At 65.5% G+C, this 24,809-nt stretch carries 17 protein-coding genes and 1 pseudogene; 5 read left to right on the forward strand and 13 right to left on the reverse strand.

The window, feature by feature from the left end:
- Positions 1-5: 5 nt before the first annotated feature.
- The 3 genes from N415_RS01580 to N415_RS01590 form a co-directional block, all read right to left on the reverse strand.
- A complete protein-coding gene (locus tag N415_RS01580) occupies positions 6-530 on the reverse strand; it encodes a nucleotide exchange factor GrpE (protein ID WP_068176436.1) in 525 nt (174 codons plus the stop codon).
- A gap of 6 nt (positions 531-536) precedes the next feature.
- Positions 537-2,420 (reverse strand): molecular chaperone DnaK, encoded by a 1,884-nt coding sequence (gene dnaK / locus N415_RS01585; RefSeq protein ID WP_068176439.1) that lies wholly within the window; start codon positions 2,418-2,420, stop codon positions 537-539.
- 488 nt (positions 2,421-2,908) lie between these two features.
- Entirely contained in the window at positions 2,909-4,342 is a 1,434-nt protein-coding gene (locus N415_RS01590) for an NAD-dependent succinate-semialdehyde dehydrogenase (protein ID WP_081665025.1), read from the reverse strand.
- 638 nt (positions 4,343-4,980) lie between these two features.
- Here N415_RS01590 and N415_RS01595 point away from each other — a divergent pair.
- From N415_RS01595 to N415_RS01605, 3 genes and pseudogenes are all read left to right on the forward strand, one after another.
- Entirely contained in the window at positions 4,981-6,138 is a 1,158-nt protein-coding gene (locus N415_RS01595; protein ID WP_068176441.1) for a low temperature requirement protein A, read from the forward strand.
- A gap of 110 nt (positions 6,139-6,248) precedes the next feature.
- A pseudogene (locus N415_RS01600) lies at positions 6,249-6,794 on the forward strand (type 1 glutamine amidotransferase domain-containing protein); the annotation flags it as partial.
- Between the two features lie 305 nt (positions 6,795-7,099).
- Entirely contained in the window at positions 7,100-9,646 is a 2,547-nt protein-coding gene (locus N415_RS01605) for an excinuclease ABC subunit UvrA (RefSeq protein ID WP_068176447.1), read from the forward strand.
- A gap of 72 nt (positions 9,647-9,718) precedes the next feature.
- On the opposite strand, the gene N415_RS01610 is transcribed toward N415_RS01605, so the two are convergent.
- The 3 genes from N415_RS01610 to N415_RS01620 form a co-directional block, all read right to left on the reverse strand.
- The gene (locus tag N415_RS01610) at positions 9,719-11,242 is read right to left on the reverse strand and encodes a PE family protein (RefSeq protein ID WP_081665017.1); all 1,524 of its coding nucleotides are present in this window, start codon (positions 11,240-11,242) and stop codon (positions 9,719-9,721) included.
- A 578-nt stretch (positions 11,243-11,820) separates the two neighbouring features.
- Complete coding sequence (locus tag N415_RS01615; protein WP_068176616.1) at positions 11,821-12,873, reverse strand: hypothetical protein; 1,053 nt, start codon at positions 12,871-12,873, stop codon at positions 11,821-11,823.
- Between the two features lie 63 nt (positions 12,874-12,936).
- Positions 12,937-13,992, reverse strand: a complete 1,056-nt coding sequence (locus N415_RS01620; RefSeq protein ID WP_068176451.1) for an AraC family transcriptional regulator — start codon at positions 13,990-13,992, stop codon at positions 12,937-12,939.
- A 101-nt stretch (positions 13,993-14,093) separates the two neighbouring features.
- Between N415_RS01620 and N415_RS01625 the strand changes: the two genes are divergently transcribed.
- Both N415_RS01625 and N415_RS31275 read left to right on the forward strand, forming a co-directional pair.
- Positions 14,094-15,890, forward strand: coding sequence for an amidohydrolase family protein (locus N415_RS01625; protein WP_068176454.1), 1,797 nt, complete (start codon positions 14,094-14,096; stop codon positions 15,888-15,890).
- A 380-nt stretch (positions 15,891-16,270) separates the two neighbouring features.
- On the forward strand, positions 16,271-16,684 hold the full coding sequence (locus N415_RS31275; RefSeq protein ID WP_152531204.1) for a hypothetical protein: 414 nt from the start codon (positions 16,271-16,273) through the stop codon (positions 16,682-16,684).
- 116 nt (positions 16,685-16,800) lie between these two features.
- Here the strand turns inward: N415_RS31275 and N415_RS01635 are convergent, their stop codons facing one another.
- From N415_RS01635 to N415_RS01665, 7 genes are all read right to left on the reverse strand, one after another.
- Positions 16,801-17,607 (reverse strand): adenylate/guanylate cyclase domain-containing protein, encoded by an 807-nt coding sequence (locus tag N415_RS01635; protein WP_068176459.1) that lies wholly within the window; start codon positions 17,605-17,607, stop codon positions 16,801-16,803.
- Between the two features lie 137 nt (positions 17,608-17,744).
- Entirely contained in the window at positions 17,745-18,302 is a 558-nt protein-coding gene (locus N415_RS01640; protein ID WP_081665018.1) for a M15 family metallopeptidase, read from the reverse strand.
- A gap of 61 nt (positions 18,303-18,363) precedes the next feature.
- Positions 18,364-19,248, reverse strand: coding sequence for a cutinase family protein (locus N415_RS01645; RefSeq protein ID WP_239645421.1), 885 nt, complete (start codon positions 19,246-19,248; stop codon positions 18,364-18,366).
- A gap of 119 nt (positions 19,249-19,367) precedes the next feature.
- Positions 19,368-22,118, reverse strand: a complete 2,751-nt coding sequence (locus N415_RS33170) for a PE domain-containing protein (protein ID WP_068176465.1) — start codon at positions 22,116-22,118, stop codon at positions 19,368-19,370.
- Between the two features lie 198 nt (positions 22,119-22,316).
- The gene (gene ybeY, locus N415_RS01655) at positions 22,317-22,850 is read right to left on the reverse strand and encodes an rRNA maturation RNase YbeY (protein WP_068176467.1); all 534 of its coding nucleotides are present in this window, start codon (positions 22,848-22,850) and stop codon (positions 22,317-22,319) included.
- The gene (locus tag N415_RS01660) at positions 22,847-23,893 is read right to left on the reverse strand and encodes a PhoH family protein (protein ID WP_068176471.1); all 1,047 of its coding nucleotides are present in this window, start codon (positions 23,891-23,893) and stop codon (positions 22,847-22,849) included. Before N415_RS01660 ends, ybeY begins: the two co-directional genes overlap by 4 nt.
- 57 nt (positions 23,894-23,950) lie before the next feature.
- Positions 23,951-24,757: a 16S rRNA (uracil(1498)-N(3))-methyltransferase gene (locus N415_RS01665; RefSeq protein WP_068176474.1), complete on the reverse strand. Its 807-nt coding sequence runs from the start codon at positions 24,755-24,757 to the stop codon at positions 23,951-23,953.
- Positions 24,758-24,809: the final 52 nt, after the last annotated feature.

A 24,809-nucleotide genomic window follows, 5' to 3' on the forward strand; every position in this document is an offset into this window, starting at 1 on the left:
GAGCGTCACTCCCCGCGTCGGCTGACCACCACGGCCGCGGGCCGCAGTTGCCTCGAACCTTCGCCGTAGCCCGGTCGAAGTACTTCGACAACCGTCCCGGGCGTGCTGTCCGGCTGGTCCACCACACTGACCACCTCGTGACGCTCGGGGTCGAAGGGCACCCCTGCCTCCGCATCGCGCGGATAGCCGAGCTGCCCCAGAATCTGTACCGCATGCTCGAGAATGCTCCGCAGGCCGTCGAGGACGGCGTCAGATCGGTCGCCGGCATGACTGATCGCCAGCTCCAGGTTGTCCACGACGGGCAGCCACGCGCCGGCCACCCGGGATCGCTCCGCCGCTCGTTCGCGGTCCAATTCACGGGCATACCGCTTACGCAGATTGTCCAGATCGGCGACCGCGCGACGCCAGCGGTCCTCGAGTTGGGCGCGCTCCTTGTCTAAATCGGATTGAGACACAACCGCTTCTGGCGGACTGTCGTCGACCCGGCCACCGTCCTCTTCGGTCTTGGAATGTTCTGCGGGGCTGACCATTACGGCTCAGCCCCGATCGAACTCGGCGTCGACCACATCGTCGTCACCCACCGGAGAGCCCTGGCCGTCGCCTGTCGGCTGCCCGTTGCCGCCACCGGACGGCATGGGTTGCAGCCCGTAAAGCACTTGCTGCAGTTCGGACGTCAAGGACTGCACCCGGTCCATCGGTGCATCATCCTTGATGGCTTGGCGCGCGTCGGCGACTAGCATCTCGGCCCGTGCGCGCTCGTGCGGCGCCGCCGAATCGCCCAGTTCGGCAAGCCGGCGCTCCACCTGGTAAGCCGCCGAGTCGAGCGCGTTGCGCGCCTCGACGGCGGCACGCAGTTGCTCGTCCTCGCGACGGTTGGCCTCGGCCTCGGCGAGCATCCGCTCGACCTCGCTCTTGTCGAGGTTCGACTGCTCGCTGATGGTGATGCCCTGCTCGGCACCGGTGTCCTTATCGCGTGCTGTGACGTGCAGGATGCCGTTGGCGTCGATATCGAAGATGACCTCGATCTGCGGCTCACCGCGCGGGGCCGGTCGGATGTTCTCCAACTTGAATCGACCGAGCACCCGGTTGTCCCTGGCCATCTCGCGTTCACCTTGCAGCACAACGATATCCACGGCCGGCTGGTTATCCGCGGCGGTGGTGAACACCTCGCTGCGGCGTGCCGGGATGGTGGTGTTGCGCTCAATGATCTTGGTCATCAGCCCGCCAGCGGTCTCCACGCCCAGCGACAATGGGGTGACGTCGAGCAGCAGGACGTCGGAGACCTCGCCCTTGAGCACACCGGCCTGGATCGCGGCGCCGAGCGCAACTACCTCGTCGGGGTTCACGCTCATGTTGGGGTCCTTGCCGCCAGTGAGCCGGCGGACCAATGCCTGTACTGCGGGGATCCGGGTGGAACCGCCCACCAGGATGACCTCGTCGATGTCGTTCGCGCTCACTTTGGCGTCGCTCATCGCCTGCTTGACCGGGCCCATCGTTCGCTCAACCAGGTCCGCGGTGAGGTCCTCGAACTTCGATCGCATGATCGTGGTGGTCAAATGCTTCGGTCCGCTGGCGTCGGCGGTGATGAAGGGCAGATTCACCTGGGTCTGCGCCACCGACGAGAGTTCGACCTTAGCCTTCTCGGCCGCCTCGAACAGCCGCTGCAGCGCCTGCGGGTCTTTCCGCAGATCGATGTTGTTCTCACGCTGGAACTCTTCGGCGAGGTAGTCGACGAGCCGACGGTCGAAGTCATCGCCGCCCAAGTGCGAATCACCGGCGGTGGCGCGGACCTCTACCACCCCATCGCCCACGTCGAGGAGGCTGACGTCGAAGGTGCCGCCGCCCAAGTCGAAAACGAGCACCGTCTCGTGCCCCTTCTTGTCCAGCCCATAGGCCAGTGCCGCGGCCGTGGGCTCGTTGATGATGCGCAGCACGTCGAGGCCGGCGATCCGGCCGGCATCCTTGGTGGCGTTGCGCTGAGCGTCGTTGAAATACGCCGGGACGGTGATCACCGCCTCCTTGACCCGCTCACCGAGGAACTTGCTGGCATCGTCGACGAGTTTGCGCAGCACCTGTGCGCTGATCTCCTCCGGCGCATACTGCTTGCCGCGCACTTCGAAACGAGCGGCGCCACCCTCACCCTCGACGACGTCGAAGCTGACGGCCTTGGCTTCCTCCGATATCTCATCGAAGCGGCGGCCGATGAATCGCTTCGCCGAATAGATCGTGCCCTTTGGGTTCATGATCGACTGACGCCTGGCCAGTTGCCCGACCAAGCGCTCGCCGCTTTCCGTGAACGCCACCACCGAGGGTGTGGTGCGCGCCCCTTCGGCGTTGGGGATCACAACCGGTTCGCCGCCCTGCCAGGCGGCGATCACCGAGTTGGTGGTCCCGAGATCGATGCCTACCGCTGTTGCCATCGTCAGTCCCCTTCGGTTGTCGCTAGTGAGGTTCTGCAGCGCGCAGTCGGGCTACCTTCAACGTCGGCGGCGACACACATCAAAGCCGTGCTTCTCCCTGGTCGAAAGATTTTCAGGGGCGCCGGCAACGGCTAGTCGTATCGCATGCGCCGAAACGCGCGTCGTAATTCACTCCCACTCCAGGAGTCTGGCAATCCGCAGCTGATGTCGCGGGGGCCTGGACAGCCCAAAATTCCGGTCGCGATTCGTCCTGGCAGCACCACAAGGGGAACACGCTGCCGGTAACCGGTCGTGAGGCGAACACTTCCGGAACCGCGAATCGGGTGCGCAGTGACGCTCACTGAGGCATCGGTTCCTCTTGACGACCCACAGCGAGTGGTTGCTGCGGGCAGGCCAACGCCGACCAGAATTCTTCCCTGTCGACTGTCGCGGTCGACGTCGGCGGCAACCTGGTAACGCGCGTTCCGACGGACGGCGCCTGGACGCCCCTAGCCGAAGAATCCGGCTGTCGGTTGGGCGCCGCGGTCGACCACCCGCACCAGCTTCGGGTTGAGGAATTCTTTGATGCCCAGTGGACCGAGCTCACGTCCATAACCGGAGCGTTTGACACCTCCGAAGGGCAACTGCGGTTCTGAGCTGGTGGGGTAGTTGATCCAGACCATGCCGGTCTCCAACCGCGCGGCCACGTTCCGAGCCCGCTGCTCGTCCCCGCTCCACACCGAACCACCGAGTGCGAACTGTGTAGCGTTGGCGAGGTCGATTGCCTCAGAGTCGGTTTCGACTCGGTACACCTGCGCCGCCGGACCGAACAACTCCGCATCGAACACCGGATTGGCTGGTGTGATGTCGGTCAGGATGGTCGGCTGGACGTAGGCGCCGGGGCGGTCGATGCGGCCGCCGCCGAGCATCAGGGTGGCGCCGCCCGCGACGGCCTGTTGTATCTGATCGATCAGGCGTTGTGCGGCCTGCTCGGAGCTGAGCGGGGCAAGGGTGGTGGCCTCGTCGGTCGGGTCTCCCGGCTTCAGCGCGACCATCCGTTCCCGCATAGCCTGCAGGAAGCGGTCGTAGAGGTCGCCCAGGACGATGAATCGCTTTGCGGCGACGCAGCTCTGGCCGCAGTTTGTGACGCGGGCGGTCACCGCGAAGTCCAGCGTGCGCTCGAAGTCGTCATCGTCGAGCACGATGAACGGATCGCTGCCGCCGAGTTCGAGCACGGTCTTCTTCACCTCGTGTCCCGCACTCTCGGCGACCGATTGGCCGGCGGCGTCGCTCCCGGTGAGCGAGACTCCGCGCACCAAGGGATTCGGAATGATCCTTTGCACCGTGCGGCCGGGCACCAGCAGGTTCACGTAAACGCCGCGCGGCAGGCCCGCGTCGGTCAGCAGTTTCTCGATCGCGATCGAGCATTGCGGGCACTGGCTCGCGTGTTTCAGCACGATGGTGTTGCCGGCGGCGATGTTGGGCGCCGCGAAGCGGGCAGCCTGGTATATCGGAAAATTCCACGGCATGACGCCGAGCAGTACGCCCAGTGGCTCGTAGCGTATCTCCGCGCTCCCCGCGTCCGCGTTGAGTGGTTCGGGTGCAAGTAGTTTCGCGGCGTTTTCTGCGTAGTAGCGAAAGATCTCGGCGCTCAGATTCACCTCGCCGCGCGCTTCGTGACGGAGCTTGCCCATTTCTAAGGTCACCAGGCCGCTCAGCTCATCGATGCGTTCCAGCATCAGGTCGGCGGCGCGGGCGAGCGCGGCCACCCGCTCGCTGACGGGACGCTCGCGCCAGGACAGGAAGGCCTGGTGGGCGTCGTAGACCGCGTGATCGACCTGTTCGTCGCTCATCGGGTTGAACTCGCGTAGCACCTCCCCGTTGGCCGGGTTCACAGTCGCAATGGGCGAACGGTGTTCGGTTGTGACCGAATGTGAGTCCATGGTCTCCTCCATCGCTTGCGTCACTTGCAGGCGGCTCGTCAGGTCGTGCAACTGACGCCGCGTTCCCTACGCGTGGACTTAAAGGTGCGTTCGACACCGAATAAGCCGTGCTCATATGTACTGAACGCCAGGGCCCGTCGGTGCGTGCGCAGACGCCCCACGCCCCATGGCAGCCGACATCTTCGAAGTGTGGCAATCCGGGGTGCGCGAATCTTCAACCCGGGCATACCTATTTCGCAGTGCGCATTCACCCCGTCAGTACCACGGCCGAGCGCGCCAGGCACGCGACCTTTCACCTGGTCGGTCACCCCGCGCGCCGCAGTCGGGTGACATGGGCTGCGGGCTATGTCCAGGCCGTCAATCTGCTGGCACCAGCGGTTCGAGCAGAACTGGGCTGCTTCGGGACGCAATCACGCCGCCCACCTCAAGCTCCCCCGCGAGTGCGTCCTCATATGCGCACTCATCCGACGGGCGGAGCAGGGTCCGAAGTCGTTGAGTAGAGGATTGACCCGGATTTCTCGGGTTACTCACTGTGACAGCGCTGAGCCGTGTGTACGGGGCGGCTCGCAGTCTGGGCGTACGCCCAGCGATTTCGATGCTTGCGCGTGGCGCGTTGTTCAGGGAGGGGGAGTGACGCCATGGCTGACGACGACGAGAACTCGATCCAGAACGGGGGCCCACGCTCCGAGGGCAACCTCGAGCTGTTCTTTGATCTCGTATTTACTTTCGCCATGTCGCAGGTCACGCTGCTTGTCCTGCACGACCTCTCACCGACGGGTTTCGGCCGGGCCGCCCTGGCGCTGCTTGCGGTGTGGTGGGCCTGGGCGGGTTACACGTGGCTCATCAACACGTTCGACACGACCAACGTGTGGCACCAAGCGGTGGTCATCGCTGCGATGGCCGCGATGCTCGTCGCCGCAGCGGCGCTTCCGGCGGCGTTCGGGTCGGGTGCGCTGGTCTTCGCGATCGGCCTGCTGGTGGTTCGGTCGATCCACGTGGTGAAGTTCGTCGCCCTTTCTTCGCACGAGGATCCCGCGTTGCGGGAGGGCACCCGTCGAATAGCGCCGGCGTTCGTCGCGGCGCCCGCCTGCATCGTGGCCGCCGCCTTCGTGGACTCACCGGGCCGCGAACTGCTGTGGGTAGCCGCGGCGGTGATCGACTACGGCGCACCGGCCGCGCTCGGCCTCGGCGGATTCCGCGTCTCACCGTCCTACTTCGTATCGCGCCACGGCTCGATCATCATCATCGCGCTCGGTGAGGTGGTAGTCGGATTAGGTGGAGCCGCAAGGGATCTCGGCCGATGGGAGGTCATCGCTGCTCTGGTGCTGGGTGTGGCCGTCATGGCCACGTTTTGGTGGACCTACTTCGGTTTGACGTCCGGAGCGCGGCAGCGGCTGGAGCAGGCCACCGGTATAGAACGGGCTCATCTTGCCCGTGATGCCTACAGCTACCTGCATCTACCCCTGGTCGCCGGCATCATGCTGTTCGCCGTCGGAGCGCACGCCGCTATCGAGCACGCCACCGTCCCCCTGCCGTTGCTGTCGGCGATTGCACTGGCCGGCGGCATGGGACTGTTCTACTTCGCTGATGTCGCCTACCGATGGCGTGACCACCGGCAGGCCCCGGTCGACCGCACCGTCACCGGAGTAGCCGCGGCGGCGACCCTGCCTGCGTTGTTGCACATGCCCGCCCTCGCGGCGCTCGGCCTGCTCGCCGGCATCGGCGTGTGCCGGTTGGTCTGGGAATTGTGGCGGCGCCCGCGAGTCGGTCCGGCCGTTGCAGGACAGGCGCGTTGAGGGATTGCGCCGCTCACGCGAGCGGGCGCGTCCACGCGTCGGTTGAGCAGCCAGCCGACACGAGCAAGGTAAACCGGCGCTTCGAGCGCCATAACCGACAGGAGAGCAAGATGTCACAGGCACGACGCCTTTCGGGGCGAAAAATCGCAGCGTTGGCAGCCGACGGCTTCGAGAAGGTGGAGCTGGTAATTCCTTTGCGTGCATTGCAATTGGCCGGCGCCAAGGTGGATATCGTGTCGCTGCGCCGCGGCCGCATCCGCGGAGTGAATTTGCATATGCCGGCCAGCCGGGTTGGCGTGGACAAGGTCGTCACGGACGCCGACCCTGGCGCCTACGACGGACTGCTGCTTCCGGGCGGCTTCATCAACCCCGATCTGCTGCGGCAGTCGGCGGCTGCCCGGGATTTTGTCCGTGCGTTCGACCACGCTGGCAAGCCAATTGCCACGTTGTGTCACGGCCCGTGGGTGCTTGCGTCGGCAGGATTGCTCACTGGGCGCACCCTGACCTCGTGGCCGGGCATCCGCGACGACTTGGTGAACGCCGGCGCCACCTGGCTTGACCGCGAGGTCGTGCGTGACCGCAACCTCCTTACCAGTCGGGGACCCCAGGACATGAGGGCGTTCCTCCCGGCGACCCTCGACATCTTCGCCGAGTCGACCGATCAATCGCAGACGGTCACGAACCTTAACGGCTCGGATCCACAGCTCGACAAGCCGATCGGCTGGGCCGTGTCCGCCTTGCGCTGGTCACCGAAGCCCTCGGCGGCGGCACTGACCAGCGCGGCCGCGGCGGCACTGGCGTCACCCCTACGTAGACGGATCTCCATCAAGAACTAGAAGCACCCTAGTCTTGGCCGGCGGATGAGGTTCCATTCCGTCGGTGCCCGTAGATCGCGCTGCGAAATCGAGGCAGCAAACTTTCATGCTTGCGCGGCTGCAGCGCGGGTATTCGTCTCAGCACGATGACAGGAATGGCCGATCGACGCGCGGACGAAATCGACTCGTGCGTGCGCGTTTACGGGACGCGGGTCCACAATCTACGGGGTGTCGACGTCGTAGCGCCGCGTGACGCCCTGGTCGCGTTCACCGGGATCTCCGGGTCCGGCAAATCGTCGTTGGCTTTCGGGACCATCTATGCCGAGGCTCAGCGCCGCTACTTCGAGTCGGTCGCCCCGTACGCGCGTCGCCTGCTACTGCCAGCGGGCGCGCCGAAGGTAGATGACATCACGGGGCTACCTCCCGCCGTCGCATTGCAGCAGCGACGGGGTTCGGCGACGTCGCGGTCGACCGTCGGCACCGTCACCACCCTGTCGAACCTGCTGAGGATGCTGTTCTCCCGCGCCGGAACTTACCCGCCGGGGGCCAGCGAACGACTGGACTCCGACGCTTTCTCCCCGAACACCGCCGTTGGGGCGTGTCCCGAGTGTCACGGGTTGGGACGAATCCATCGGGTGACCGAAGAGACACTGGTACCAGACCCGTCGCTGACCATCCGCGAAGGCGCCGTCGCCGCATGGCCGGGCGCGTGGCAGGGCCAAAACCTGCGGGACATCCTGGTCACTCTGGGGTACGACATCGACAAGCCGTGGCGCAAACTTCCTAAGCGCCAACGCGATTGGATCCTGTTCACCGATGAGCAGCCCACAGTCGAAATCGATCCGAGCCAGCACCCTGTCCAGGCCGATTACTACTACAACGGCACGTTCTCCAGCGCCGAACGCCACGTCCGCCATACGCTGGCCAACTCACACAGCGCGATGATGCGCCGCCGCGTGCTGCAATTCGTCGACACCGTCGAATGCCCGGTATGCGAGGGTTCCGGGCTGCGACCCGAAGCGCTGAAGGTGACATTCGCCAGGCGTACCATCGCCGACTACGCGGGAATGCCGTTGGCCGACCTTGCTGACGCGTTGCGCCCCACGGCCTCCCGGACCGACGCCGCACCGGCGTACGAGTCAACGGAATCCGGTGAGTTGACGGAAGTGGCCACGATGATCGCCGCCGACCTTGTCGCGCGCCTGCAGGTACTCATCGATCTCGGCCTCGGCTACCTCACGCTGAGTCGTCGCACTCCTACGGTGTCACCCGGCGAATTGCAGCGGTTGCGGCTGGCCACCCAGCTGCGTGCCGGCTTGTTCGGGGTGCTCTATGTGCTCGACGAGCCGTCGGCCGGACTGCACCCCGCGGACGCCGAACCGCTACTCGACGTGCTCGATCGCCTGCGGCGCGCGGGCAATTCGCTATTCGTGGTCGAGCACGACATGGACGTGGTACGTCGCGCCGACTGGATCGTCGACGTCGGACCGGGCGCGGGAGAGCTGGGCGGGAATGTGCTCTATAGCGGGCCGGTGCCGGGTCTCGCCGACACCGAGGAATCGGTCACTCGCAAGTACCTTTTCGACGGGGCCAGGCCGCCGACTCGTCAATCCCGCTCACCGTCCGGACGGCTGCGGCTGCGCGGAATCTGCTTCCACAACTTGCGAGACCTCGACGTGGACCTGCCACTCGGTGTGTATACCGCGGTCACCGGAGTGTCCGGCTCGGGCAAGTCAACGCTGGTCGTCAAGGTTCTCGGCGACGTCGTGAACAGCCATCTCGGCACCGGACGTGCCGTCGAGCCGGCCGACGCCGACGGCGACGAAAGTGACACCGAGATCGTCGATCTCGATCACGACGCCAGCCTCGGCGTGACGGCGGAAGGTGTCGAGAAGATCAATCGGCTGGTATCCGTTGACCAGCGCCCGATCGGACGCACGCCGCGCTCGACGCTGGCGACGTACACCGGCTTGTTCGACGCCGTGCGCCACGAATTCGCCGCCACTTCGAAGGCGCGTCGCCGCGGTTGGGCAGCGGGCCGGTTCTCGTTCAATGTGCCCGAAGGGCGCTGCCCCACCTGTCAGGGAGAGGGCTTTGTCTCGGTCGAATTGCTATTTCTGCCAGGCACATACGCCACCTGCCCGGCGTGTGAAGGAGCGCGTTACTCCGACGAGACACTCGAGGTGCGCTACCGCGATCGCACGATCGCCGACGTGCTCGCGATGACCGTCGATGAGGCCTCAGACTTTCTCGCCGACGTTACGAAGGCGGCCCGAAGCCTGACCACGTTGCGGGAGGTCGGGCTGGGGTATCTCCGTCTCGGACAGCCGGCGACTGAACTGTCAGGCGGCGAGGCCCAGCGGATCAAGCTCGCCTCCGAACTCCAAAGGCCGCGCCGAGGGCATACCCTCTATGTCCTCGACGAGCCGACCACCGGGCTTCATCCCGCCGATGTGGATCTGCTCGATCGCCAACTGCACCGCCTGGTCGACGCGGGCAATACGGTGGTGGTGGCCGAACATGACATGCGGATGGTCGCGGACGCGGACTGGGTGATCGATCTGGGACCGGGAGCCGGCAGCGACGGCGGTCGAGTCGTTGCGGCGGGGCCGCCTACGAAGGTGGCACGTGCGAAAAACAGCCGCACGGCGCCGTATCTGGCGAAACGGTTGGCGCCGTTTGCTCTTCGCTGAAAAGCCAAGTCATTGTTGTGGAACTACCCGAGGCGGGAAAGCCGCCATCCCATTGAGTCCGTGCGGCCCGCCTCAATCACAGGGCGGGGCCGGACACGGAGGCGGGGGCGGACATGGAGGCGGAGGTGGACACGGAGGCGGAGGCGGACACGGAGGCGGGCAGTGGTGCGGCGGCGGTGGTGGCGGCGGCGGTGTGAGACCTGGCAAGCCCAGCACGTTGAGGTCGAACAACACCTTCTGATCCAGCGCGCCCAGCAGACCGCCGACCTGACCGCCCCCGATGACTTGGTAGGAGTCACCGACCAAAAGGCTGGCGGTGAAGTCCGCCGGGACCTGCGCACCCACGAGACTGTTGGCAGTCTGCTCACCGGTACCCAGCATCAGATTCCAGAAGTTGTAGACGTCGTTGACCACGCCGTTGAGCGCATGGTTGGTGCCAAAGACGGCCTGCTCCAAGCCCATCTCGCTGGTGACCAGGGACTGGTTGAATGCCAACTCGCTGTGGACCAGGTTGTTGGTGAAGCCGATCTGGGCCTGCACAAATTGCTGGAACATACCGACCGGCGAGGTCGCCGACCACGCCGCCGCCGACACCGGAAGCCCGCTCACCATCGCCTGCAACGGCGTCCCGTTGATCACCGTACTGAACGCCGCCTGCATCGCCCCATTGCCAGTCATGGCGCCGGTGACCAAGCCGCCCATATTGAGCTCGAACATCATTCCCTGATCGAGGGCACCCAACAGGCCACCGACCTCGCCGCTACCACCAGCCAGGGTTGGGCCACCAGCCAACAGGCTGGAAGTCAGGTTGATGTTCGCAGGTACCTGCGCACCCAGCAGACTGTTGACGGTCTGCTCACCGGTGCCCACCATCATGTTGCAGAAGTTGAAAACGTTGTTGACCGCGCCGTTCAACGCGTTATTGGTGCCGAAGACAGCCTGCTCTATGCCCATCTCGTTGGCGACCAGGGAGGTGTTTAAGCCGAACTCACCGTTGACTAATGTTGTGTTAAAGCCGATCTGGGCCTGCGCGAATTGCTCCAACACGTTGACTGGCGTATGTGTGGCAGCCACCAACGATGCCTGGGTAGGCGCAGGTATTCCATTTAGCACCAGCCCAGGAAGCGCGGATAGGCCACCACCGAAGCTGCCCGACAACGCCGTATTCACCTGGGCGCTCAGCCCGGAAAGCCCGCCGCTAAGGCCGGCCTCCAGCGCGGGCAGTCCGGCGCCCAAACTTGCAGCCAGCGCTTCACCATTCCCCGCCGACAATGCCTGCGCGGGCGTGTTCAGCGCAGTCGCCAGGGTCGGGACGACGTTGGCCTCGGCCGCCGCATACGTGTTAGCGCCCGCGGTCAAAGCCTGCACAAACTGCTCGTGAAATGCCTCGGCCTGCGAGCTGAGCTGCTGAAACCCTGCCGCATATTGGGAGAACAGAGCTGCGATCCGATCGGATATCTCGTCGGCGGCCGCAGGCAGTACACCCATTGTCGCAGCCGCGGCCGCGTTGTTGGCTGAACCGATCGCCAAACGAATATTCGCCAAATCCGTTGCGGCATCTTTGATTATCTGCGGCGCTGCGATCAGAAACGACACCGTTACCTCCCGAGGCTCATCCCCTGCGGACCCTTCCCCTGGCCCGTTCGGTGGTTACTTACATACGCGAACTGTAAACCCGATACGGCCATATAGTAGTGAAAAGCATGATTTTCATAACTATATCTCTACCTATTAGGCGTGTGTTGATCCTTTGGGGATGCTAGAAGCAGTAATAGCCGACTATCGAGTATGCTAGTCTGAGTGCCTGGCGGCGCGTCCTCGACGATGCGACCGGTGCCGCGCCCAACGGGCTGGCGTTCTGATGTGGAACATGGCGACCGTGTTGCCGGTCGGCGTCATGTCCGGATCAAATGCCGGTCGCGGGGGAGCCGCCTTGTGGGTGTTGCGTCGGCCGCGGCCCCTCGCCGCCGTGGCGGTGCAGTATGCAGGCTGCATGGCGCGGCAGCCAAGCAGGTGTGACATCGAGTTGAAGGCCGCGGCGAACGCGGCGGGTTGAGGCGGGCACTTACCCGAGGTCTGGTCACCGTCTTCGCGGCGACCTCCTGTTGGCGACTCGGTCAACCGTGTCTTCCGGGACGCCGGGCCGGGCCAATGGCGCTGAGCAAGACGACGACTCAGTCGTCCTGTGTGCGTGAGTCCTGTTGGTCGAATCGCTGGCGTTGTCGGACCCCATATGCCGCCGCCTTTACGGTGTCGTCGTCCTCCATCCCCGAGCCCAGGGCACCGCCCAACGTGGCGACCGCCGCTACCAGCCAGGCCATCAAGAGTAGGGCCGAGAGGCTGACGGGATGGCCGATGCTTTTAGCCACCATGTCCGGAGGAAGCGTCCACCATGCGGTCACAAGCAACAGGAGAAACAACCCAGCGTGGAAAATCATGACGCCGAATAGCAGAGTGACGACAGTTGAAGCGTTGTACAACACCGCGCGTTCGCGTCCGTCGGCTGAATGAGGGCGTTCCCACAGTTCGTGTTCGATGATGAGCCAGGAGATCATCGCTGCCGTCGCCAAGATCGTTGCGGTGGTTAATCGCCAGGGGCCCATAGTCGCGGACAGCTGCCAGATCGTCGGATATGCAAGGCTTACCGCCCCCGTGGCGAACGCCGCCATCATCACCTTGGACATGCCAGTGACCAGTCGCCACGGACGATTCGCGTGAACCATCCCCGCCAGCAGCCGCAGACGCGACAGAGCCGTCGGCGCGAAGTAGCGGACAACATCGTCTCCCTGCATCCGCGTCAGCCTCTTCACCGACGGATTGTGCTCGTCCGACTGCTCCGTCACCTCGGCCACGATGGTCCGCGCCAAGTTCGTCACCCGGCGATCGACAAACACACCACCGACGCCGGGAATGGAAATGACTCCGAGTCGGCCAGGCACGCTGATGTCGGCTATTACCGGCGTCGTCCCATGACGTCTCGGCAAGTCCGTCAGGTAAATGACAATGTCTTCTTGTTCGCCGCCCGGGTCGATCGTGTCAACGACGTCGGAGACCTCGGCGTGTTCGTCGATTGGGTAGGCATGACGCCGCACGCACACCTCCCACTTGTCGCTTGCCGAAGCGAAGTTAGTGAGTGCGGCTGGTAGGGAACTAGACAGACGTTCCGCGATCGCGGCGGGTGCTCCCGGATCGGCGATAAGCAAGATTGACGATCGTGCGCCTGCCATCTGGACCACCTACCCGCATCCCAGGCCGCGAAACGCTGCAGCAAGCAACTCCCGGCCACGTCGTCAGCCTGCGCCGTCACCTCTTCGATCACCTCGACGGGGTTGAGGTTGGGTGGCTGCGGCATAGCGGCTCGCGTTGCGGTAGCTGCTGGGACCGCAGCCGAACCACCGGCGGCACGACCGGCTGAGCACGCTCTGCTCGGCATAGCCGAGTTCGCGGGTCAGGTGCGACAGGCTGATGTCGGTGTCGCGCAGGTAGTGTTCGGCGGTTTCGCGGCGCACGCCGTCGATGAGTTCACCGAAGGTGGTTTTCTCCGCGGACAGCCGACGGTGCAGCGCCCTGGGATGCAGATCGAACTGCGCGGCAACCAAATTGAGGCTGGCGGTGCCGGTGGGCAGGAGTTGGCGGACCATGGCGCGTACCGACTGGGTCATGCCGGGTTGGTGTGTGGTGATACCAGATAGGTACTGCACGACGGCCTGGTGGGCGAGCGCGTCCTGGTTCAGCGGGCGCGCGAGATCGGCTGTGCGGAAGGTGAAGCCGGCCGTTGGTTGCGTGAAGCGCGGCCGGCAGCCGAAGTACGTCAGGTACTCGGCGGTCGCGGTGAGCGGCTCGTGCGGCAGATGCACCGACAAGGGGGCGTACTGTGCACCGAGCAGAAATCGCAACACCCCCAGTGAGACTCCGAGCGACAGTTCGGTGGTCTGGGGGTGTGGCGGCGGGCGCTCGATCAGAACCTCGAAGGCGTAGAACGACTTTCCGGCGCTGGCGCTCGGGGTGATGCGCGCGGAGATGGCGGGGCTGTAGGCCGCCAGGAAGGTTTCGACAATCGCGAAGGCGTCGCCGACGGTCGCCGCGGTGCGCGCGGCCACGCCCAGCGGGCCCAGGATTTCGATGCCCTGACGCAGCGCGAGCCGCCGCCCGAAATCCGGGGTCGAGGTGGCTGCTGCCGCGGTCTCGACGGCCACGATGAGACTGCGGTAAGGCAGAAAGACTTCATGTTCGCCGACATCTTGAGGTCGGATGCCGGCGGCGCGCAATAGCTCGGCCGGATCTCCGCCCAGTTCGGCGACCAGGCGCGGATAGCCCGACAGTGACGTTCCGCGGACCACCGACATGTCAACAAATGTCAAATAACTGTCAACAATTGTCAAGACTCCGACGGTGTCGCGGACGCATCCTGGGAGCCAACGAGGCACACCCCAGGAAAGGACCACCCATGAGCTTCGACACCGTGATCCGCAACGGCCGCTGGTTCGACGGCACCGGCGCGCCGTCGGCGATCCGCAACATCGGCATCCGTGACGGTCATGTGGTGGCCATCAGCGCGCAGCCGCTCGACGACACGGACTGCCCGCAGGTGATCGAAGCCGAGGGCAAGTGGGTGCTGCCCGGAATGGTCGACATTCACACCCACTACGACGTGGAGGTGCTGGGCGCCCCGTCCTTGTCGGAGTCGCTGCGCCACGGCGTGACGACGGTGATGGTGGGCTCCTGCTCGCTGTCAACCATCCACGTCGACGGCCAAGACGCCGGAGACCTGTTCGCCCGGGTGGAGGCCATCCCGCGCGAGCACGTCATCGGCGCTGTCGACCAGCACAAGACGTGGAGCAACTGCGAGGAGTACATCGCCGCGCTAGAGGCGCGGCCGTTGGGGCCGAATGTGGCGGCGTTCATCGGGCATTCGGACATGCGGGCCGCGACCATGGGCCTGGACCGCGCCACCCGCAAAGAGGTACGCCCGACCGAGGCCGAGCAGGCCCGGATGGAGCAGATGCTCGCCGAGGCGCTCAAGGCAGGATTCGTCGGGATGTCTTCGCAGCAACTGCTTTTCGACAAGCTCGACGGCGACGCCTGCCGCTCGCGCACCCTGCCCTCGACGTATGCGAAGCCGCGGGAACTGCGCCGGCTGAAGTCGATGCTGCGACGCAGCGGACGAATCTTGCAGGCCGGTCCGGACATTCAGAATCCGCTCAATATCGTCTCGCAGGCGGCGCAGTCAGTCGGCATCGTCCGCAAGCCGCTAAAAACCAGTCTGTTGTCCGCCGCAGACATCAAGGCCAACCCGTGGCTGATCCCGGTCATGGGTCCGGCGGCACGCCTCGTCAGCAAGCTGGGCGGCAACTTCCGCTGGCAGCACCTGCCGGTGCCGTTCGAGGTTTACGCCGACGGCATCGACCTCGTGATCTTCGAGGAGTTCGGTTCGGGCGCTGAGGCGATGCACCTGAAGGAACAGGTGGCCGACCGCGACAACCTGCTGCGCGACGAGGACTACCGTCGCTGGTTCCGCAAGGACTACGACAGCAAGTACGGGCTGCGCGTCTGGCACCGCGACTTCTTCGACGCCGAGATCACCGAGTGCCCCGATCCGGCCGTGATCGGAAAGTCGTTCGGACAGGTCGGGATTGACCGCGGCGGGCTACATCCCGTCGACGCCTTCCTCGACCTGGTCGTCGAGCACGGCACCGCACTGCGGTGGCGCACCACGATCTCCAACCACCGCCCCGAGGTGCTCAAGAAGCTGGCCCGCGACCCGGGCGTCCAGATGGGCTTCTCCGACGCGGGTGCACACCTGCGCAACATGGCGTTCTACAACTTCGGGCTGCGGCTATTGCGCCACGTCCACGACGCCGACAAGGGGGGCACGCCCTTCATGACCATCGAGCAGGCCGTACACCGGCTCACCGGCGAACTGGCCGACTGGTATCAGATCGACGCCGGCCATCTGCGGATGGGCGACCGTGCCGACCTGGTGATCGTCGACCCCGCACACCTCGACGACTCACTGGACGGTTACGCCGAGGAGAAGGTCGAGCAGTATGGCGGGCTGTCGCGGATGGTCAACCGCAACGACGACACCGTCAGCGCCGTGCTCGTCTCCGGCCGTGCGGTGTTCCTCAACGGGCAGCCCACCGAGGTGCTCGGCGAGCGGCGCACCGGCAGCTTCCTGCGCGCCAACACCGCCACACCCGCCACCACCTGGGCTGCCGCCGAGCCGGTTTCCTCTGCCGTCTAACTGCCGGGTTGCAGGAGACCACCCGTGGCTGTGGCAGGCCGGCGGCGCCATATCTGCCCGCCGCCTCGTAGACGTCGCTGGCAAAGGCCCCATGCGGATCCCCACCCCGGCTGCTGGGGCGCTTCTAGCAAACCGTACCGGCACCGAGGAAAAGCACTGCCGCGCAGGCGATTCGGGCCGATTTAACCAATCATTCCTGCTGGTCGCGGCACGTGCCGAAAAGGACTCATATCCGTTGGTCGCGCCTTTTGTTGACAGCGACGTGCCCGAGCGGAACCATTCGTTGTTGACCAGGGACTTTTGGCACTGGAGGCTGTCAGAGTTCGCGCCTTAGCTTCCTAGCAATCAACGGCGCTTTGCGTGGATAGAGGTTTCACATCATGCTTCGACCAGTACTCACTAGCGCAGCCACCGTAGTAGCGATCTCGGGAACCGCCCTGAGTGCGGCCCCGGCAACGATGGCGGACCCGACTGAACTGAGTGCAGCCGACCAATCCGCCATTGCTGACACCATCAAAAGCTGGATGTTGGAACCGCGATGTGACCTTATGACTCGCGAGTTTCTCAGTGAACAGGTCCTGCATTTTTTCGAGGGTGATCCCGTTAAGCAGTGCGATTACTACAAGAGCGTCTTCGTTCCTAAGCAATACGGTCGCAACGACATCAGGGTCGATGACATCAAAGGAAATGCGACCGAAGCGACCGCGGTATGCGGCGACTTCCAGACCAACGTCGCGACCAACTACACACTGGTGAACAACGGCACCGGCTGGAAAATCGCCAAGGCGGCGTAGTCACCGGCTCGCGATAGCGAGGCCGACGCGACTTCGAAATCCCCTGGCGCACAGCGCGTACCCCGCCGCGCCGGATTTCGCCGTGGCATCACGGTGGCGACCGAGGAGGTGTCCGTTTAGCCCGCGACGGTGATTCGGCGGGCTGTCACGGGTTCAGCCTTGCCCTTCAGGTCGAGTGTGACGACCTCGCCCCCTTCGACGGACGCGATGCGCGCTACAGCGTCGGACATGACGATCTCTCCGCCCGCTGCAACGCTTTGCAGCCGTGACGCGGTGTTCACGACGTCGCCAATCGCGGTGAAGTCGCGGATCTCGCCTTCGCCGACGATCCCGACATACGCCGGGCCGACATCAAGACCGATGCCCACCTCCAGCTGCGGACCGCCCGGCGTGCCGTACCCCTGTGCGCGCAGTATCGCGCGAGCGTCGCTGACCATTGAATCGACGTAGCGCCCGTCGGACGAAAGTGGCGCGAAGTAGAGGCCCATCACGGCATCGCCGATGAGTTTGTCGACGATGCCGTGCCGAACGATCACCTGCGTCAGCTTTGAGTAGAAGCGATTGAGGGCCGCGACCACTTCACCGGGTGGCAAGGCCTCGGTCAGCGCGGTCGAGTTGCGGACGTCGGCGAAGAGAACTCCGATCGTCAGCGTGACGCCACCTGTTGGCGACTTCTCGAAACAGGCCTGGCACCAGCGCGGGTTCTTGCGCGACGGGCTCTTGCCCGCGCGTCGCATCAGCCAGCCGCCGAATCCCGTATACGGGCTGCCGCAGGCCTCACACCGCGGGGCAGAGGGGAGCCTGGAGAGCATTCGTATGCCTCGACGCACCCTGGCGTGCCCGAAATACTCGAAGAAGCGCGCCCATTCCTCCGCGTCGGTCTGCGCATCTTCGGGGCGAGGTGGCGTGCGCTCGTGCGGCATCCCTCATTTTCGCACCGCCCGCGGTCCTGCTGCCGATTTTCGAAGGGAGCCGGGTGGCGAACAGTACGAGGCAATATCGCCGATCCCGCGACCTGTGGGAGGTCATATAGGCCCACAGCATCGCTGCTAGATCCGAACTAGCCGGCCGCGTTGGGAAGCAGCGCCGGGCAGTTACCCGCCGCGTCCGTCGCCAGTTCGAAGTGCCACAGCTCGTTCGCATAAATCCGGCACAGCCCGAAGCGGGACCCGTTGGCGATGAGCCATTGATCGGCCCCGGCACCGCCGACGTCGACGGCCTCGCCGGTGACGTGCTTGGACATCTCCGGGGTCTGCACGTATTGGCGCGCCGCGGCGAGGCTGCCATAGGTCTGCACGGCGTTGTCCAGCAGTCGCTGCTGAAACTCCGGGGACCGCCAGCCCGAGGTGATGGTCATGGTCACGCCGTCCGCAGCGGCCGCGGTGGCGGCGCCCTGGATTGCTTTCAACAACGCTGGGTCGAGGCGCGCGATTGCCGAATATTGGACGTCGAACGGCGTCAGTTGGCCCCCGTTTGGCAGGGAACCATCGCCGGGGTCGGCGGGAGGAGCCAATGGGATGGTGTGATCGGCAAGCCTTGTGGGCGGTGCCGGTGGATCAGACGGCGCGAAGAAGCCGAACAGCCCGGCAATGGCGGCGGCCAACGCAACTGATCGCATGCTCCCTCTCGTGGCTGGTTTCCCCAAACTCTACCGAAGCGAAGTTCGGGGGAGCACCTCGTCAAACCTGGCTGGTGGAAAACGGCTGCGTCTCTTGGCCTGCCAAGGCTATGAAGTTATAGATCGGTGTGGTGTCGTAGGTGTAGTGGGACGCATTCGGACCGGCTGCCAAGAACATTCCGCCGTTGTAGATCGCTTCGGTTATGGAGATGATTTCTTCGACCGATGTGGTCGGGTTCACCAGTTTTAACGCGTCGCGCAGGATCGCGAAAATGTTTGGACTGTTTGCGTTTTGGACGATGTTGTAGATTTGCGTCTCGATGACTCCCGGACCGGCCTCAGCCGTCCATGGGTTGGGGCCGACGGGTGCGTCCGCGTAAATATCGTTACCGATACCGATGGTGTTGACGAAGTCGCCCCAGAAATGCCTGACCGGCGTGAGCAGGTGTGGTGCGACGTCCGCCGGCATCATGCAGGCCGGACCCGCAACGCCGCCAGTGACAACACCATCGACGTCCGCTGGCATCGGCCACCCAGCGAACTGGTTGCCTGAGGCGAATCCCGGCAACCTGAGAGGGTTCCCCCAAACACCCACCGCGACAATGCGGTTCGCGATCTGCGGATTAAGCCACGCGATCGTGTGCAGGAATTGGCAGACGACGATTGCGCCCTGTGAGTACCCAAGCAGGATGATGGAGCTGTCGGGATAGGACGGCGCTCCGGGTGGCGGATTGATTTGTGTGCAAAGCCTATTCAGCTCGGCGACGCCGGCGTCCACGCTCGGACCCATGGGGAACACGCTGGCCGGATAGTTACCGACGGGCTGCCAGTAGAACAGGTCCGGAAATGCAGCCGCCAGGGCGGAAGCTACTCCGGCGGGTTGCGGTGGCGTGGTGTTCCACATGTCGACACCGGTTCCCGATACGGTCATCACTATGTGCGGCATCATGCACCTTCCACGTGTTTCTGAGATGCGGACCAGCGCTCAGAGGTGGAGTGCCCAGTCTTCGGCAGTCTGACACTCCTGCAGGAGGCCAGAACTTCTCGGTCGGTCGGTATAGGCCGTTACTTCCAGAATTCGTTCATGGGTTGGGCGTACATGTCGTTGAAGGTCAACGGTCCCAGAGCTCCTGGCGAAGGGCTCAAGGCGTCTTCGATGGTGGCCATCAGGCTGTACTGGTCGTAGTGGCTGGTGGCGATGAAGTGGCCGGATTGCATCGCCCCGGTCGCGGCGTTCACGGCGCCCGCGTTCGGGATGACGATCATCGGGACGTTGTTGCCCTGGTTGCCGATGCCAAGCGACAGGTTGTTGTAGTCCTCGTCGAACGTGATGATGATCGCGTCGTGCTGGGTCGGGTCGGTCCACGTGTTCGAACCCATGATGGTAGACACCTGTTGCTGGACGAACTGGTCGCCGGCGGCGATGTTGTATTGATGCGTCGTGAGCTGGCTGCCCAGGAAGTTCAGCGCGCCGGTCGGAGTACTGACTGGGCCTTCCATGTTGTTCGACTCGTTGGCGGCTATCCACGTGAATTTCGGTGCGGTGCTTGGGTTTTGCAGATCGTGGTTCAAATTCGTCAGCGGGAGCAGGTGCGTCGTCAGGTAGTTCGGGTTGGGGTTGGCGTAGACGTAGTTGAACATCGCGAACGGCAATTGGTCGACGGCGTAGTCACCCGAGTCGACGATGGTGCCGGGGGCGGGCATGCTCTGTGCGTAACCCGCCCAGCTGACGCCCGAAGCATCCATTTTCGCCATGAGGTTGTTGTTTCCGTAGATGACGTTCGGCGGCGGGTTGACGTCAATGCCGTAGTCCGTTCCGCCCAGGATCCGGAAGTAGTTGGGGTCGCTGGGGTGCCCCAGCGCGTAGTAGTTGTTCGCGTATCCGTAGCTGTTGATCAGGGCGTTGATGTACGGCGCGTTAGGGCTGCCGAGGATGTCGCCGACGCCGTGGTTCTCCATGTAGATCAAGAACACGTGATCCAGGTGGCCGACGTGGGACGTCGGCACGGTGAGCGTCGGCTGGGTGAGGTTCGGATCCCCGACGGTGAACGACAGGTTGTCGGCGAAGGCGTTGTTGTAGTTGCCCAGGACGGGGTTGTGGTCGGCGAAGGTCGCGGTCACCACGGCCTTGGTGGTGCCCACCGGGATCGTCCCGGAGACGTCCCGTGACTGGAAGCCGGTGATTCCCAACCGATCCAGCGACGTGACCGACGTGGTCGTGCCCGTGCCCAGAACGGCCCCGCTGTTGTTGAGGAAGGTGACCTTCAGTGAGGTCGAGGACGCGTCCCCTAGGTAGCCGCCGAGCATTCCACTCAACGTGTACGGCGTTGTGCCGGTGTTGATCTTGCCGGCTGCGGCGCTCAGGTCGACGATTTGGCTCATAGTCGACGTGGCCACGGGTCCGCCGCCGGCGAAATTGCTGCCGCCGCCCGGAGGCGCGGCGCCGGGGAAGCCCAGGAAACCGGGGAGATCGGGGATGGAGAACGGTCCCGGGTAACCGCGCGGGGTGCCGTAGGCGATGATCGTCGGCGTGCCGCTCACCGTCCAGCCCGGAATGGTCACGCCGCTGTAGCCCGACCCGGACGGGTCGGCCGTTTCGAAGCCGGGGTTGACCAACAGGTTCGGGCTCATCGGTAGCCCCGGGATCCCGTTGCGGCCAAGCAATGTCCCGCCCGCCCCCACGGTGCCGGGTCCGCCCAACAGCCCGGCGCCGGCGTTGCCGCCATTGCCACCGTTGCCGCCGACGCCGACCAGGAAGGAACTGCCGCCGCCCCCGCCGCTTCCGCCGCTGAAAGTCGAAGTCGGGGCGACGTCCGCGCCGGCCGCGCCGGGACCGCCGTTGCCCACCAGCGATCCGCCATTCCCGCCGTGGCCGCCGTCTCCGCCGGGACCCGCCGCGGCGAATCCGCCGGGCCCACCGGCCCCGCCGGAGCCCACGAATCCGACGCCGCCACCGGCCCCGCCCTGGCCGCCGGAATGGGTTCCGGCGGTTGCTCCCGACGTGCCGCCGGCGCCACCGGCACCGCCGGAGCCCACCCAGCCCGCAGTGGCGCCGACTCCGCCGCCGCCACCGGCACCGTTAACGCTGGATCCGCCGGCCCCACCAGACCCGCCGGTGCCCGAGACCGCGCCGCCCGCCCCGCCGGACCCGCCGGGACCGCCGGCGTTGAACGAGCTGGAGCCGCCGTCGCCGCCGCCCCCGCCGGGACCGAACAACGAGCCGCCGCTGCCGCCGGGCCCGCCGGACCCGCCGGCCGAGTTGATGGACGATCCGCCGACCCCGCCGTCGCCGCCGCCGGCGCCGAACAGCCCACCCGCGCCGCCCGCGCCGCCGGTGCCGCCGGCGCCGGCCGCCGAGTTGATTCCGGACCCGCCGGCGCCGCCGTTACCGATCAGCCAGCCGCCGTTCCCGCCGGGTTGACCGGTTCCAACCGCGCCGGGTGCGCCGTTGCCGATCAGCGGTCGGCCGGACAGCAACAGGAAGGGCGCGTTGATGGCACCGAGCAGGTCTTGCTGCACGCTCTGCAACGGCACGGCGCTCGCCGCCTCGGCGCCGGCATAGGCGGCCCCGGCGGCGTCCAATGCCCGCACGAACTCGGAATGAAATGCCGCCGCCTGAGCGCTAAGCGCCTGAAAGGCTTGTCCATGCCCGGAAAACAGCGACGCGATCGCCGCCGAAACCTCGTCGGCGGCGGCTGCCGCCACCCCCGTGGTTGGCGACGCCGCGGCATTCGCGGCGGTCAGCGCCGAGCCGATGTCGGACAGATCCGTTGCCGCCGAAGCCAGAAACTCCGGGGCCGCCACCAAATACGACATCGTATTCCTTCCGCCAGATCGTCGACATATCGGTGAAGCGGACGCACATGAAATTGTGTCGAGAGCGTACGCCCATTTCGTCCGGATATTCCAGTGTTTACGCTAAGCAATTCGCCCACGATGCTAGATCACTTGCACCGCAAGGGATCTTGGAGGTGCGTCAGAACCCGGCGTATTCCATTTTCGTGGATGGCGGGCTCAATTGTCGAAATACCTTGATTTGTCGAGCAACCGGCGGTCGCGTTCTTGTTGGCGATCCTGCTGGTAGGCCTCGACCTGTTCGGCGACCCATTCTTCGAGCAACCGGTCTTGTAAGGCGAACATCTCTTTTTCCTCGTCCGGCTCGCCATGGTCGTAGCCGAGCAGATGCAGCACGCCGTGAATTGTCAACAGCGCCAACTCATGTCCCAGGCTGTGGCCCGCCGCGGCCGCCTGTTCGGCGGCGAATTCCGGGCACAGCACAATGTCGCCCAGCATCGACGGCCCGGGCTCGGGCGCGTCGGGCCGGCCGCCCGGTTCGAGTTCGTCCATCGGGAAGCTCATCACATCGGTCGGCCCGGGCAGGTCCATCCAGCGCATGTGCAGGTCGGCCATCGCGGCGGTGTCCAGCAGCACCATGGACAGCTCGGCGCTCGGGTTGACGTCCATCCGGGCGATGACGAACTTCGCGACGCTTACCAATTCCGCTTCGGAGACGTCGATGCCCGACTCGTTGGAGACTTCGATGCTCATCGGCGGCTGCGACTACCCGAGGCGCGCCGGGCCGCCCGGTTCATCCCCGAACCGGGCTCCTCGTATCGGGCGTAGGCGTCGACGATCTCCGAAACCAGCCGGTGGCGCACCACATCCACGCTCGTCAGCTCCGCGATGTAGATGTCGTCGACGCTCTCGAGGATCTCGACCGCCGACCGCAGGCCCGACCGCGCGCCACCGGGTAGGTCGATCTGGGTCATGTCCCCGGTGACGACGACCTTCGACCCGAAACCGAGTCGGGTGAGGAACATCTTCATCTGTTCGGCGGTGGTGTTCTGCGCCTCGTCGAGCACGATGAAGGCATCATTCAACGTGCGGCCACGCATGTACGCCAGCGGTGCGACCTCAATTACCCCGGCGGACATCAGCTTTGGGATCAGCTCGGCGTCCATCATGTCGTACAGGGCGTCGTAAAGCGGGCGCAGATAGGGGTCGATCTTTTCGCTCAGCGTCCCGGGCAAAAAGCCAAGGCGCTCACCGGCTTCCACCGCCGGGCGGGTCAGGATGATCCGGCTGACCTGCTTGGTCTGCAGCGCGTGCACGGCCTTGGCCATCGCCAGATACGTCTTGCCGGTGCCGGCGGGGCCGACTCCGAACACGATCGTGTTGACGTCGATGGCGTCGACGTAGCGCTTCTGGTTGAGCGTCTTGGGCCGGATCGTGTTGCCGCGGCGCGACAGGATGTCCAGGGTGAGCACCTCGGCGGGTGATTCGTTGCCGGTGCCGACGAGCATCGCCACGCTGTGGCGCACCACCTCCGGGGTCATCGGCTGGCCGCTGGCCACGATGGCCACCAGCTCGGAGACCGCCCGCTCGGCCAGCGCGACGTCGGCCGGCTCGCCGGAGATGGTGACGGCATTGCCCCGCACGTGCAGATCGGCGCTGAGGATGCGTTCCAGGGCGCGCAGGTTTTCGTCTGCCGAACCGAGCAGGCCCACGACGAGATCGGGCGGAACGTTGATGCTGCTGCGAACCTGGGAGGTCGATGCTGCGTCAGCAGCGCTGGTCTCGCGGGGCGTCACGTGGTTTCCGATGCCTGCCTTCTGGGGTCCTGACGTGGTGAAATCCTGGCTTGCAGTCTACCGCCGGTCAGGACTGTGTCCCAACGGTTCGTTCGCCGGCGATTGTGTATCCGCATGTTGATCCCATCGCGGGGTGAGCACGCCCAGCGCCCCGAGTGCCACCGCGGCCGCGCTCGACGTCCGCAGCACCTGCGGGCCGAGCCGGACCGCCGCCGCGCCCGCGTCGGTCAGCGCGGCGATCTCGTCGGGCGCGATGCCTCCTTCGGGCCCGACCAGCAGAAAAATCGAATCCGCTTGGGCCACAGTGTTATCCGCAAGCCGATCAACCGCCGACTCGTGCAGGGCCAGCACCGCGGACCCGGCCGCCACCTCGTCGCGAACCCGCTGCGTCAGCGCCGCGGTGGACATCAGGCCGTCGACGGGCGGGATGTGCGCCCGACGGGACTGCCGGGCCGCCGAACGGGCGACGGCGCGCCACCGGCGCAGGCCCTTGTCGACCCGGGCGCCCTCCCAGCTCGCCACGCAGCGGGCCGCCTGCCAGGCCAGGAACGCGTCGGCGCCGGCTTCGGTGGCCAACTCGATCGCCAGCTCGGAACGGTCGGACTTGGGCAACGCCTGCACCACCGTCACCGCGGGACGCGGCGGCTCCACGGTCCAGCGCTCCAGGACCCGGGCCCGCAGCCCATCGCGGCCCGATTGCTCCACCACGCACCGGCCGAGGGTTCCGGCGCCGTCGCCGAGCACCAGTTCTTCGCCGGGACGAATTCGCCGCACGGTGGCGGCGTGGAAGCCCTCGTCGCCCTCGACGGCGGCCAACTCGCCGGCGTCGGGCAGTGCGTCAACGTAAAACAGCGTTGCCACCATGGGTTCTCCTACGCCAGCCGCCACCGAGCGTGGGCGCTAGGTACGAAATCTG

The sequence above is a fragment of the Mycobacterium sp. UM_CSW genome (genome assembly GCF_000455205.1).
Lineage (GTDB): Bacteria > Actinomycetota > Actinomycetes > Mycobacteriales > Mycobacteriaceae > Mycobacterium.

Excerpts from the sequence above, each read along its gene's own strand:
- N415_RS01580 (WP_068176436.1), bottom strand. The coding sequence starts at position 530 with ATGGTCAGCCCCGCAGAACATTCCAAGACCGAAGAGGACGGTGGCCGG.
- dnaK (WP_068176439.1), bottom strand. The coding sequence starts at position 2,420 with ATGGCAACAGCGGTAGGCATCGATCTCGGGACCACCAACTCGGTGATC.
- N415_RS01590 (WP_081665025.1), bottom strand. The coding sequence starts at position 4,342 with ATGGACTCACATTCGGTCACAACCGAACACCGTTCGCCCATTGCGACT.
- N415_RS01595 (WP_068176441.1), top strand. The coding sequence starts at position 4,981 with ATGGCTGACGACGACGAGAACTCGATCCAGAACGGGGGCCCACGCTCC.
- N415_RS01605 (WP_068176447.1), top strand. The coding sequence starts at position 7,100 with ATGACAGGAATGGCCGATCGACGCGCGGACGAAATCGACTCGTGCGTG.
- N415_RS01615 (WP_068176616.1), bottom strand. The coding sequence starts at position 12,873 with ATGGCAGGCGCACGATCGTCAATCTTGCTTATCGCCGATCCGGGAGCA.
- N415_RS01620 (WP_068176451.1), bottom strand. The coding sequence starts at position 13,992 with ATGTCGGTGGTCCGCGGAACGTCACTGTCGGGCTATCCGCGCCTGGTC.
- N415_RS01625 (WP_068176454.1), top strand. The coding sequence starts at position 14,094 with ATGAGCTTCGACACCGTGATCCGCAACGGCCGCTGGTTCGACGGCACC.
- N415_RS31275 (WP_152531204.1), top strand. The coding sequence starts at position 16,271 with ATGCTTCGACCAGTACTCACTAGCGCAGCCACCGTAGTAGCGATCTCG.
- N415_RS01635 (WP_068176459.1), bottom strand. The coding sequence starts at position 17,607 with ATGCCGCACGAGCGCACGCCACCTCGCCCCGAAGATGCGCAGACCGAC.
- N415_RS01640 (WP_081665018.1), bottom strand. The coding sequence starts at position 18,302 with ATGCGATCAGTTGCGTTGGCCGCCGCCATTGCCGGGCTGTTCGGCTTC.
- N415_RS01645 (WP_239645421.1), bottom strand. The coding sequence starts at position 19,248 with ATGCCGCACATAGTGATGACCGTATCGGGAACCGGTGTCGACATGTGG.
- N415_RS33170 (WP_068176465.1), bottom strand. The coding sequence starts at position 22,118 with ATGTCGTATTTGGTGGCGGCCCCGGAGTTTCTGGCTTCGGCGGCAACG.
- ybeY (WP_068176467.1), bottom strand. The coding sequence starts at position 22,850 with ATGAGCATCGAAGTCTCCAACGAGTCGGGCATCGACGTCTCCGAAGCG.
- N415_RS01665 (WP_068176474.1), bottom strand. The coding sequence starts at position 24,757 with ATGGTGGCAACGCTGTTTTACGTTGACGCACTGCCCGACGCCGGCGAG.